General features: G+C 57.2%; 8 protein-coding genes and 1 other RNA gene. 4 read left to right on the top strand and 5 right to left on the bottom strand.

Annotation, left to right across the window (positions count from 1 at the left end; translation table 11 throughout):
- The first annotated feature begins 76 nt into the window (after positions 1-76).
- Entirely contained in the window at positions 77-1,987 is a 1,911-nt protein-coding gene (locus tag Q7C21_RS21190) for a BglG family transcription antiterminator (RefSeq protein ID WP_375151081.1), read from the top strand.
- A gap of 4 nt (positions 1,988-1,991) precedes the next feature.
- On the opposite strand, the gene Q7C21_RS21195 is transcribed toward Q7C21_RS21190, so the two are convergent.
- Entirely contained in the window at positions 1,992-2,891 is a 900-nt protein-coding gene (locus tag Q7C21_RS21195; protein ID WP_003855535.1) for a LysR family transcriptional regulator, read from the bottom strand.
- 129 nt (positions 2,892-3,020) lie between these two features.
- Here Q7C21_RS21195 and Q7C21_RS21200 point away from each other — a divergent pair, with 129 nt between their 5' ends.
- Positions 3,021-3,725 carry a pirin family protein gene (locus tag Q7C21_RS21200; protein WP_182630128.1) on the top strand — a complete coding sequence of 235 codons (705 nt, stop codon included), beginning with the start codon at positions 3,021-3,023 and terminating at the stop codon, positions 3,723-3,725.
- Positions 3,726-3,777: 52 nt separating this feature from the next.
- Here the strand turns inward: Q7C21_RS21200 and dolP are convergent, their stop codons facing one another.
- Genes dolP through Q7C21_RS21220 form a run of 4 tightly spaced genes read right to left on the bottom strand, consistent with a single transcriptional unit; the run spans position 3,778 to position 7,368 of the window.
- Entirely contained in the window at positions 3,778-4,350 is a 573-nt protein-coding gene (gene dolP, locus Q7C21_RS21205; RefSeq protein ID WP_008925774.1) for a division/outer membrane stress-associated lipid-binding lipoprotein, read from the bottom strand.
- Positions 4,351-4,364: 14 nt separating this feature from the next.
- Positions 4,365-4,952, bottom strand: coding sequence for a DnaA initiator-associating protein DiaA (diaA, locus tag Q7C21_RS21210; RefSeq protein WP_003855538.1), 588 nt, complete (start codon positions 4,950-4,952; stop codon positions 4,365-4,367).
- 14 nt (positions 4,953-4,966) lie between these two features.
- On the bottom strand, positions 4,967-5,362 hold the full coding sequence (locus Q7C21_RS21215) for a YraN family protein (protein WP_003855539.1): 396 nt from the start codon (positions 5,360-5,362) through the stop codon (positions 4,967-4,969).
- Positions 5,320-7,368 carry a penicillin-binding protein activator gene (locus Q7C21_RS21220; protein WP_140034120.1) on the bottom strand — a complete coding sequence of 683 codons (2,049 nt, stop codon included), beginning with the start codon at positions 7,366-7,368 and terminating at the stop codon, positions 5,320-5,322. The genes Q7C21_RS21215 and Q7C21_RS21220 overlap by 43 nt, the downstream gene beginning before the upstream one ends.
- Before the next feature lie 62 nt (positions 7,369-7,430).
- Here Q7C21_RS21220 and rsmI point away from each other — a divergent pair, with 62 nt between their 5' ends.
- The gene (gene rsmI / locus Q7C21_RS21225) at positions 7,431-8,297 is read left to right on the top strand and encodes a 16S rRNA (cytidine(1402)-2'-O)-methyltransferase (protein WP_039659404.1); all 867 of its coding nucleotides are present in this window, start codon (positions 7,431-7,433) and stop codon (positions 8,295-8,297) included.
- A 33-nt stretch (positions 8,298-8,330) separates the two neighbouring features.
- Positions 8,331-8,709, top strand: an RNA gene (gene rnpB, locus Q7C21_RS21230) — RNase P RNA component class A.
- Positions 8,710-8,802: the final 93 nt, after the last annotated feature.

Genomic DNA, 8,802 nt, shown 5'->3' on the forward strand with positions numbered 1-8,802 from the left:
TCGTGCAGCATGGACGTTGCGTGACGAACGCCGTAGGCTGAAGTTTTCACTCTCTGCCAGCAAACAGGTAACGCTTGTGAGATTTCCCAATCAGCGCCTTGCGCAACTGTTCGATGCCCTGCAAAACGAAACGCTGCCTCAGGATGAGCTGGCGCGGCGTTTTGCTGTCTCGACACGCACCGTGCGTACCGATATTACGGCGCTGAATGCGCTGCTGGCAGATCATGGTGCGCAGTTTATCCTGAGCCGTGGCGCGGGTTATCAGCTGAAGATCGAGGATGCTCAGCGCTTTCAGCATCTGCAGCAGCATACTGCCTCACCGCTGCGGGTGCCGCGTACCTCGCAGGACCGGGTTCGCTACCTCCTGACCCGTTTTCTTACCGCTGCCTATTCACTGAAACTTGAAGAGCTGGCGGAAGAGTGGTTTGTCAGCCGCGCGACCCTGCAGAACGATATGGCCGAGGTGCGCGAGTGGCTGGGGCGCTATCACCTCACCATTGAGAGTAAACCGCACTACGGCATGAAGCTATTTGGCAGCGAAGTGGCGATTCGGACCTGTCTCACCGACCTGTTATGGCAAATCGATCAGGCGATGCCAGAGAGTCCGCTGCTGACTATTGAAGCGCTGAACAGCGGCATGCTGGAGACGCTGCGTCCGCTGCTGCAAAGCTGTTTTGCGCAGCACAACATTCGCCTCAGTGATGAGGGCGAGCGCTATCTGCGGCTCTATTGCGCCGTTGCTGTGCGTCGCATCAGCGAAGGTTATCCGCTTAACGATCCCGGTGCTGAGGAGATTGGCGATGAGGTGCGTGAAGCGGCACATCAGCTGATTAATCTGATGCGTCCACTGGTCAGCAAACCAATTTCACCCGCTGAAGAAAACTGGCTGCGGGTTAACATTGCCGCGCGGCGCATTCAGGCGATCGCTCCCAGCGCCATCAATGCCGATGATGCCGACGCGCTGGTGGATTACCTGCTCAGCTTTATCAACACGCACTACAACTTCAATCTGCAAAACGATCAACAGCTGCGAGCCGATCTGCTTACCCACATCAAAACCATGATTACCCGGGTGCGCTATCAGATTCACATCCCTAACCCGCTGCTCAGCAACATCAAGCAGCACTATCCGATGGCCTATGATGTCACCCTGGCGGCGGTGACCAGCTGGGGGAAATATACGCCTTACGTCATTACCGAGAATGAGATTGGCTTTCTGGTGCTGCATATTGGTGTCGGACTGGAGCGCCACTATGACGTGGGCTATCAGCGTCATCCACAGGTGCTGCTGGTGTGCGACAGCGGTAACTCCACGCTGCGCATGATTGAAGCGATGTTGCTGCGAAAATATCCGCAGTTGCAGGTCACGGCCCGCCTGTCACAGCGCGAGTATGAGGCGCGCAGTCGCATTGACGAAGATTTTGTCATCTCAACCATCCGGCTCAGCGAAAAAGAGAAACCCGTGGTGGTGATGTCACCGTTTCCCACCGGTTTTCAGCTGGAGCAGATTGGCAAGCTGGTGCTGGTCGATCGTACCCGGCCCTATATGTTGGCGAAATTTTTTGATGTCCAGCACTTTCATATTGTCGACCAGCCGACGACCCGGTCTGAGCTGTTTCGCCAGCTGAGCGATCAGCTGCAGGAGGAGGGGTTTGTGGATGAGGCGTTCTATCCGTCGGTCGAAGAGCGTGAAGCGATTGTCAGCACCATGCTGGGCGAAGGCATTGCGCTGCCGCACTCGCTGGGACTCCTGGCAAAGAAAACCGTGGTCTATACCGTGCTGGCCCCACACGGTATTCCCTGGGGAGACGATACCGCCTATGTCATCTTCCTGCTGGCGATCAGCAAAAGTGAATATGAAGAGGCGATGGCGATATACGATCTGTTTGTGACGTTCCTGCGTGAAAGGGCGATGACCCGACTGCGGGACTGCACCGATTTCACCTGCTTCAGGGCGGTGGCGATGGATTGCCTGAGTCGGCCATAGGCTTTTAGTTTTTCTTCGCCAGCAGGCGGGGGATCTCGCGCAGGCACCAGGATTTGGCTTCGCCCATGCTGTCGCGCCGCCACGCCATAATAATATCAACCTCGCGAGTGTATTCCGGACTCACCACGCGCAGACGGCCTTCCGCGATATCCTGCTCCACCAGTGAATAGGGCATGGTTGCGACACCCAGCCCCGCCAGCAGGGCACGGCGCTTATCATCCATGCTGCTTACGGTCAGGCGCTGCTGTTTATCCAGTAACTGCACGGTCAGCACCGGGCGCTCACGCGCGGTATCTGCCACTGCAATGCCCCGGTATTTCACCCGCGTCACTTCAGACTGAGGTTCAGGCTCGTTATGAATCGGGTGGTCAGCACTGGCGACGTAAACACTCATCATGGTGTAGAGCTTACGGGTATTGATCTCGGTGGAGGCACGGAAGTGCATATCGGGGGCGATCACGATATCGGCACGGCCCTGTTCCAGCCGCTCCCACGCGCCTGCCAATACTTCGGTAACCAGCGAAAATTGTGTATTGGCTTTGTCAGCCAGCTTTGTCACCAGCGGAAACAGTGCATCAATGGGCACCAGCGCTTCAGTAACGATGGTCAGATGGGTTTCCCAGCCACGCGCCAGCGCTTCCGCATCGGTGGTGAGCTTATCGGCCGCTTCCAGCAGTACCCGGCCACGCTCCAGCAGCATGCGTCCCACGTTGGTAAATTTAGTGCGGTGACCGGAGCGGTCAAACAGCACCACATCCAGCTCCTCTTCCAGCTTTTGCATGGTGTAGCTGAGGGCTGAAGGGACACGCCCCAGTTCATCTGCTGCTGCTGCAAAACTGCCACGTCGATCAATCGCATCCATAACGCGTAAAGATTCAAGGGTTAACGCACGCTCTTTGGCCATCCCGGTTCTCTGTCAGGAAATTTGAACATGCCGGGCAGATTAACTGGCTAACAATCCGGCGTCCAGACTTTTACCATGGGTGCATAAAGTCCGTGGCCGATCCTCGTCACCGGATGCCGGAGGTAAATAATGATAACGACACGCAGTGCGTCCGCATGTGGTCAGGCCGATTTCGGCTGGTTGCAGGGGCGTTACAGTTTCTCTTTTGGCCACTATTTTGATCCCAAACTGATGGGCTACGCATCGCTGCGTGTTCTGAACCAGGAAGTACTGGCACCGGGTGCGGCTTTTCAGCCGCGTACCTATCCTCAGGTCGATGTGCTGAACATCGTGCTGCAGGGTGAAGCTGAATACCGCGACAGCGAAGGCAACACCATCAGCGTGCGGGAAGGAGAGGCGCTGCTGCTCTCTGCCCAGCAGGGGGTAAGTTACACCGAAATTAACCTGAGCAAAGATCGTCCACTGACACGTATGCAGCTATGGCTTGCCGCCTGTCCTGAGCGCGAAAATCCGCGGATGCAAAAGATTGCCCTGACGGAAGGCCGGTTGTCTCAACTTATCGCCTCGCCGGATGGGATAGATGACAGTCTGCAGTTGCGTCAGCAGGTGTGGATTCATCAGGTTGAGCTGGCGCCGGGCGAACAGCACTCGCTGCGGATACAGGGGCCACGCGCCTATCTGCAGTCAATTCATGGTTCGCTGGAGGCGATGTCCGGCACGGATCATCAGGAAAAGCTGGGCTGTGGCGATGGTGCGTTTTTGCAGGAAGAGAAGCTGTTGCAGCTGAAGGCGAAAACCGCGACCCGCGCGCTGGTCATTGACATTCCGGTCTGAAAATCGGGCAATAAAAAAGGCGGCCATAGCCGCCTTTTTGCGTTTTAGCGTGTTACTTCAGCATGGTAAAGGCGGTGGTGACGTGTTTCACGCCACTGACGCGGCTGGCGACATCCGCCGCGGCCTGCGCTTCCTGTTGTGTCACCAGACCCAGCAGGAACACTTCGCCATTCTCCGTCGTCACCTTCACGTTGGAGGATTTCACCTGATCGCTGCCCAACAGCTGCGAGCGGATTTTGGTGGTAATCCAGGTGTCTGACGACGTGGTGCCCAGCGTCACTTTCTGGCCGATGCGGATCTCGTTATAGACCTCGGTTGCGCCATCAACGCCCATGGTGATCTGTTTGGCACGATTGGCGATCTCCTGCGAAGGCGCCTGACCGGTCAGCAGCACTTTGCCCTGATAGGCGGTGGCGACAACGCGGGCATCGGTTTTAATCTGCTGATCTTTTGCCAGCGCGTTCGTGACGCGTAGCTCCAGCGTGCCGTCATCAACCTGTGTACCTACCGAGCGGGGATCCGTGGCCGTTTTGGTAGCAACGGCTGCGCCACCTGCCACAACTGCGACACAGCCCTGCAGCAGCATGGCGGTTAACAGAATAGCTATAGCATTCAATGCTTTCATTCGTGCTCCTTCAGTCATTCCTGATGGGGAAAGAGAGTGTTATCGATCAGATCGCATAAGCAATTAACGGTCAGCATATGCATCTCCTGAATACGGGCGCTGCGGTGCGAAGGAATACGGATTTCCACATCCTGCGGACCCAGCAGTCCGGCGAGCTCTCCGCCATCATACCCGGTAAGCGCAACGATAGTCATATCGCGTGTCACCGCTGCTTCTACGGCCTTAACGATGTCACGGGTGTTGCCACGGGTCGAGATGGCCAGTAACACATCACCTGCGTGTCCCAGCGCGCGTACCTGCTTGGCATAGATCTCATCGTGCAGACGATCATTCCCAATCGCGGTCAGCATCACGTTGTCGGCACTTAACGCCAGCGCCGGTAAGCTGGGGCGTTCGGTCTCGAAACGATTGATCATGCTGGCGGCGAAGTGCTGGGCATTGGCGGATGAGGCACCGTTGCCACAGCTCAGGATTTTATTGCCATTCAATAACGACTGCACCAGCGTCATGGCCGCGCGGGAGATGGCATCGGGCAACGCCTCGGCTGCGGCAATCTGAGTCTGAATACTTTCGGTAAAACACGCTTTAATTCTTTCCTGCACACGACCACCTGGTTCTAAACGTCTGCATTAAAGGCATTCGGCAGCCACTCGAGCGCCGTGCCGGTAATGGCGATGATGTCGAAACGGCAATTCACTGTTTCAAAACTGCCGCCGCGTTGCGCCAGCCAGAGAGCGGCAGCGCGCAGCAGCTTTTGTTGTTTATTCCGGGTAACGCTGGCGAGCGCGCCACCATAACGCGCATCGCGTCGGTAGCGGACTTCAACAAACACCCAACAGTGCCCGTCACGCATAATCAGGTCAAGTTCACCATTGCGAAAGTGAACATTACTGGCGACCCATATCAGGCCAGCCTGCTCCAGATAGCGCCGGGCATCTTCTTCATGCCCGGCACCAATCTGACGGCGATTTAGTTGGCCGGTGCGATTTCGCCCCGGCGATACTGGTTCCATGTCAACTTCCTGTTGATCACACAATCCGTGTCGGCGCTGAGCTTGCCGGTATTGCCATCCAGCGTGAAGCCAGGTGACTGGCGCATCTGGTTAAAGTGGTTCGCCAGCGTCCAGGCATCCATACCCATGGCATAGAGGCGCACCAGCGAGTAGTCATTATTGAATGACTTCGATGTCTGCTGCATCAGGCCAGGATTGCTGCCGGAGAGCAGCGGAATATCGCTGAACTGCAGGCCATCCATTTCTAACCGGAAGTCCGGGCCGGCACCGGCCTGCGCGCTGCGCGAACTGGCGTAGAGCGAGATATTGCTGCGACTGCCGGTGCGCATGGTGATCATCGGTTTGATCAGCTGCAGTTCATCCTGGGTTGAGACGATGTAGACCGCATCGATGCCACCGCCGCTGCTGGTGCTGACCACATCAGGCGTGCTCTGTTGCGGTGCCGGAATGGTCAGGCCCGCAATGGAAACGCCCTGCGGCTCAGCAGGTGCCGCATTGACCGGCGTACCTGACAGGCTGATGCCCGCGCCGCTGTTAATGCCCTGTTTCAGCTCAGCGGTCGAGCCAAAGCGCTGCTGCATGACGGTGCTGCCACCCAGCGTCTGCCACTCCTGTGCAAAAGCGTTTGTCACGCGATCGCCAAGGCCGCTGCGCGGAACCAGCAGCAGCGGCTGACGTTTGCCCTGGTCCCAGATATGGTGCGCGGCATCGCGTGCTTCGTCTTCAGGAGAAAGCGCAAAGTAGCAGATATTCGGATGGTTCTGGATCTTTTCCGGCTCGTTGAGCGCCAGCACGTTTAAGGGTGTCTGGCTGTTGGCGACCTTCTCAACGTTGCTCTTCAGCAGTGGGCCAACCACGATAGTGGCGCCATCCTGCTGTGCCTGCTGCATCACCTGCTCAATCGGCTGGCTGCTGGTGTCATAGACCTTGATCTGAGCGTTGCTGGCCGGTGCGGCGGCGGCAGGCTGAGATTGAGGCTGTGACTGAGGCTGTTGCTGTTGCTGTGGTGTGGTGGTAGCAGACTGCTGCGGTGCGCTGATCGGATCGGCAGACGATCCCGCAGCGGCGGCAGGTTGCGCGCTGGCTGTTGCATCCGCAGCGGCAGGCTGGGCAGTTGCCGCCGCAGGCTGTGCGACCGGCGCGGATACGCCGTTCTTCGCGTCGTTAAAGCCTTTCTGGATGGCATTCGCGAACACCTGTGCCTGGCCATTCAGCGGCAGCAGCAGCGCGATGATGCTGGTAGAGGCTTTGGTGTAGTTCTGCATCTGGCTCAGCTGCGTCGGCAACGTTTTGGCCGCCGGGTTCTGCGGATAGCGAGTCTGCCAGTCTTTGATGCCGGACTTCAGCATTTCTGCATCCTGGGCATTAGCACGCCAGACCGCGAGCAGATCCAGCCAGCCCTGCAGCACATTTTCGTCGGCATTGATCACCAGGTTGCTGGCTTCCTGTGGCGACATCTGCGTCAGGGTCTGCCAGGTAGCGTCAATATTGCTCTGATGATCGGCGTCTTTCAGCAGCGGTTCCTGAGCAATATAGTTGCGCAGCAGTGAGAGTGAAGGGCGGCCCTGCGCGCTGGCAATTTGCAGGCTGTAGTAACGCGCCAGCTGATCCTGCGACAGTGCGCTGGTCTTTACCGCTGCTAACAGCGGTTCAGCGTCTTTGGATTTCTGCTGGGCAATCAACAACTGCGCTTTCAGCAGCAGAGATTCCTGTTGCTGCGTCTCAGAGAGCTGCTGCGGCAACTGGCTCAGTTGCTGAGTGGCCTCGGGATACTTTCCTTCCTTCAACAGGGCGCGGATTGCGAGTAATTGCCAGTCGGTCTTGCTATCATCGCTGCTTTGCTGCGCTTGCTGCAGATAGTAAGCGGAGCTGGCGGTGGCTGGCCCCTGAATATTGACGGTTGAGGTTTGCGGCGCCTGACCGCTACATGCGGCTAAAATCAGCCCGGCAAGAATGACAGGCAGAAAGCGTCCTGCTTTATGACGAACGACTTTTGAAGGAAGCATACTGTATCCAGTGATGTTTTTTTCAAGATGCTCAATATTAAATCGGCAATTCGGATGAAACAATGAAACAACTCGATCGGGCAGAGATTTCTGCCAGCACGCTCTACATCGTTCCAACCCCGATTGGTAATTTGGGTGATATCACCCAGCGGGCGCTGACGGTGCTTTCGAGCGTCGATCTGGTCGCTGCGGAAGATACACGTCATACCGGGCTGTTGCTACAACATTTCGCCATCAATGCGCGACTCTTCTCACTTCATGACCACAACGAGCAGCATAAGGCTGAGCTGCTGCTGACGAAGCTGCAAGAGGGTCAAAGCATAGCCTTAGTTTCCGATGCTGGCACGCCGCTGATTAACGATCCGGGCTACCATCTGGTGCGCCGCTGCCGTGAAGCGGGCATTCGTGTAGTGCCGCTACCGGGCGCCTGTGCCGCCATTGCCGCATTGAGCGCCGCAGGACTGCCATCCGATCGTTTCTGTTACGAAGGGTTTCTGCCCGCAAAAACCAAAGGCCGTTGCGATGCCCTGCGAGCACTGGTGCAGGAGCCACGCACGCTGATTTTCTATGAATCAACCCATCGTTTAATCGACAGCCTGCAGGATATGGTGAGTGAGCTGGGGCCTGAGCGCTACGTCGTGCTGGCTCGTGAGCTGACCAAAACCTGGGAGTCGATTTATGGTGCGCCGGTCGGCGAGCTGCTGGCCTGGGTCAAAGAAGATGAGAATCGTCGTAAAGGCGAGATGGTGCTGATTGTCGAAGGGCACAAAGTCGATGATGACGATGCGTTACCCGCTGATGCACTGCGTACGCTGGCGCTGCTGCAAAAAGAGCTGCCGTTGAAGCGCGCGGCTGCGCTGACCGCTGAGATCCATAGCGTGAAGAAGAATGCCCTCTATAAGTATGCGCTGGAGCAGCAAGAGGCGTGACAAATGCCTTCGGATGTCCTATTATCCCGCGCCGAAGCTGACCAGACAGTCGCCGCTTTGTCGTCGTCCTCACTTGTGGGGAGACGGGCAGAGGGGAGGAAAGTCCGGGCTCCATAGGGCAGGGTGCCAGGTAACGCCTGGGAGGCGCAAGCCTACGACCAGTGCAACAGAGAGCAAACCGCCGATGGCCCAGAAATGGGATCAGGTAAGGGTGAAAGGGTGCGGTAAGAGCGCACCGCGCGACTGGCAACAGTTCGTGGCACGGTAAACTCCACCCGGAGCAAGGCCAAATAGGGGTTCACAAGGTACGGCCCGTACTGAACCCGGGTAGGCTGCTTGAGCCAGTGAGCGATTGCTGGCCTAGATGAATGACTGTCCACGACAGAACCCGGCTTAACGGTCAGCTTCGACTTTTTACCAGAAACCCTGCTCCGGCGGGGTTTTTGCTTTTGCGGGCTATGTGCAGGCAGCGATGAATGACTGTCCACGACGCTCTCTATGAAAA

The sequence above is a fragment of the Pantoea sp. ANP04 genome, from assembly GCF_041982285.1.
GTDB classification, from domain to species: domain Bacteria; phylum Pseudomonadota; class Gammaproteobacteria; order Enterobacterales; family Enterobacteriaceae; genus Pantoea; species Pantoea eucalypti.

What these genes read in the sequence shown, in the direction of transcription:
- Q7C21_RS21195 (WP_003855535.1), bottom strand. Translation starts at nt 2,891, where the DNA reads ATGGCCAAAGAGCGTGCGTTAACCCTTGAATCTTTACGCGTTATGGAT.
- Q7C21_RS21200 (WP_182630128.1), top strand. Translation starts at nt 3,021, where the DNA reads ATGATAACGACACGCAGTGCGTCCGCATGTGGTCAGGCCGATTTCGGC.
- dolP (WP_008925774.1), bottom strand. Translation starts at nt 4,350, where the DNA reads ATGAAAGCATTGAATGCTATAGCTATTCTGTTAACCGCCATGCTGCTG.
- Q7C21_RS21215 (WP_003855539.1), bottom strand. Translation starts at nt 5,362, where the DNA reads ATGGAACCAGTATCGCCGGGGCGAAATCGCACCGGCCAACTAAATCGC.
- Q7C21_RS21220 (WP_140034120.1), bottom strand. Translation starts at nt 7,368, where the DNA reads ATGCTTCCTTCAAAAGTCGTTCGTCATAAAGCAGGACGCTTTCTGCCT.
- rsmI (WP_039659404.1), top strand. Translation starts at nt 7,431, where the DNA reads ATGAAACAACTCGATCGGGCAGAGATTTCTGCCAGCACGCTCTACATC.